Annotated in this window: 1 protein-coding gene; it reads right to left on the reverse strand. The window is 78.1% G+C overall.

The genetic code is table 11. The features are described from left to right. Positions 1-88: 88 nt before the first annotated feature. Positions 89-2,420, reverse strand: a 2,332-nt coding sequence (locus FGF04_RS40505) for an SCO7613 C-terminal domain-containing membrane protein (protein ID WP_188114419.1), incomplete at its 5' end; no start/stop codon positions are given.

Consider the following 2,420-nt stretch of genomic DNA (forward strand, 5'->3'; position numbering starts at 1 on the left):
GTGCGGGTGGGTGGGGGCTTGTCGCGCAGTTCCCCGCGCCCCTGAAGGGCGCGCCCTGAAGGGCGCCCCCTGCGGGGCGCCCGTAGGGTTAGCGCATTTTGTCCAGGGACTGCCTGGCTCGGCGGGCGTCCTGGAGGCGGCTTTCGTAGGTTGCGCCCAGGGTCAGGAGGAGCAGGCCCGCCAGGGCCGGGGGCGCCCAGCGGGGGAGGGCCCCCATCACCTGGACGAGGTACGGCGCCAGTTCGTGCAGGGCGGTCAGGACCAGCGTGGCGCCGCCCAGCAGGAGCGGGGCCTTCAGACGGTGGCGGACGCCCACCAGGGTCACCACGAGGGACGCGGTGCCCAGCAGCAGCGGGCGCAGCCAGTGCGCGTCGCCCCACATCGCCAGGAGGCTCGGCAGGAGGGTCACCGACAGGCCGGGGCCGTACGCGACCCAGGACGACGCCTGCGCGTCCCGGCTCCTGCGGACGTACCCGACGACCAGCGCCGGCACGGTCACCGGGAGCGTGTACGCCTCGGGAGTGCCGACCTCCCAGGCCGCCAGCCGCACCCAGGCGGCCAGCACGAACAGGGCGGCCGCCGCGTAGCCGGCCTGCCTGCGGTCCTCCCGTACCGCCGTGCCCGCCGCGAGCACGCCGCACAGGGCCAGGACCAGCGCGAGCACGGGCGGTTCGGCGAACGCCAGCTCGATCGCGAGCAGCGCCGCCACGGCGCCCGTGACCTCCACGGACACCTTCAGGGTCGCGTCCGCGAGCCTCGGCGCCAGCAGCGCGGCCGCGGCCGGTACCACCAGGACCAGGAGGGCCGTCTGGTGCGGCTGCCAGCCGAGGGACCCGCCCGTGGCGCACGCGAGCGCGGTGGCGTAGGCCAGCGCGGGGGCCGCCGAGACGGCTCCGGCCGGCTCCTGCCGCCACCGGACGGCCGCCGCCGCGAAAAGGACGGTCAGGCCCGCCAGGACGGCGAGGGTGGCGGCCTCGACGGCCAGCGAGAGGGCGACGAGGTGCAGCGAGCCGAGGAAGGCCAGGGCGAGCAGGGTCGCAGGGAAGGCAGGGAGGGCGGGGAGCCGCTCACCGGCCGGGGACCCGTCGGTGGCGGAGGACCGGTCGGCGGTGGAGACGCGGTCGGCTCCGGAGGCACGGTCGTCGGTGGCGGCGCGGTCGTCGGTCGTGCGGATGTACGCCGCTGCCGTCAGCGCCGCCACCGTGGTCGCCCCGTGCCACAGCAGCGCCGCCCAGTAGGGGAGCAGGAGGACGGCGGGCAGGGTGAGGGCCGTGAGCCAGGCCGACGCCAGTGCCCCGCACCGGGCGAGGGACCGGTGCGGGCCGGTCCGGAACGCCAGGGCCAGGACCGCCGCCACCGCCGCGAGCACCAGCGGGACCGTCTGGGCGGCGGGCGGCCAGGGCGCCGAGACCGTCACCGCGGCACGGGCGTCGGCGGGCGTGGCGGACCACACGCGCGCCGCCCAGCCGGCCGGGCCGAACAGGACCAGGGTGACTACGGGCAGGGTCCATGTCAGGGCCAGCGCCTGCACCGTCGCGGAGGACCACCGCAGGCCGCGGCGCACCGCCGGGGGAAGCCGGGTGCCGCGTACCGCGAGCAGCGCGATGCCGCAGGCCAGGGAGGCCGGGACCGTCCATGCGGTGGGCAGGACCGGACGCAGCACGCCACCCGCCGCGGCGACGGCGATCAGACCGCCGGCCGCTGCCAGGGGAACGGCGGCCCGCGCGGCGGGGGCACGGTGTGCCGCCCCCAGCGCGATCGCCGCGGCGAGGGCGAGGAGCGCCGCCGCACGGGTGGCGGCGCCCGGAGAGGTGGCTTCATAGGCGAGCACGAAGGCCGCCAGGGCGCCCCACGCGCCGGCCCCGTACGCGCCGGCGGCGGCCACGGCGCGTACGGCGGGCAGGGACACCGAGAGGGCGACCGCCGCGTCGAACGCGGCCGTCACCAGCACCGCCGCCGTGAGCGTGTGGTGGCCCCCACCGGCCGCCACCGCCCAGAGCAGCAGCGGGAGCTGGGCCGCTCCCACGGCGGCCGGGAGCGGCAGACGCAGGGCGCCGAGACCGAGGCCGTACGCGGTCCACGCCACGGCCAGCAGTGCCGACGCGGCGGCCGCGTAGCCGGTGCCGTCCACGCCGGGCAGGGCCACCTCGTGCAGGGCGTACGCGTCGAGGATCGTCAGCGCGAGACCCAGGCCCGCCACCGACTCCGCCGTCGAGCGCAGCCCGCGCCGCAGCAGCGGCACGGGTGCGGCGAGCGCGGCCGCGGTGACCGTGCCGAGGACCGCCGACCGCCCGGCGATCCCCAGATGCCCCCAGCTCACCAGGGTGAACGCGATCGCCGCGACGGCCAGCAGGACACCGCCGAGCACGAGCAGCACGTTCTGCACACCCGGCGCCGAGGCCTCGGGGGACCGGGGGAGG

This window comes from Streptomyces apricus (assembly GCF_008369065.1).
In the GTDB taxonomy this organism is placed as follows: domain Bacteria; phylum Actinomycetota; class Actinomycetes; order Streptomycetales; family Streptomycetaceae; genus Streptomyces; species Streptomyces apricus.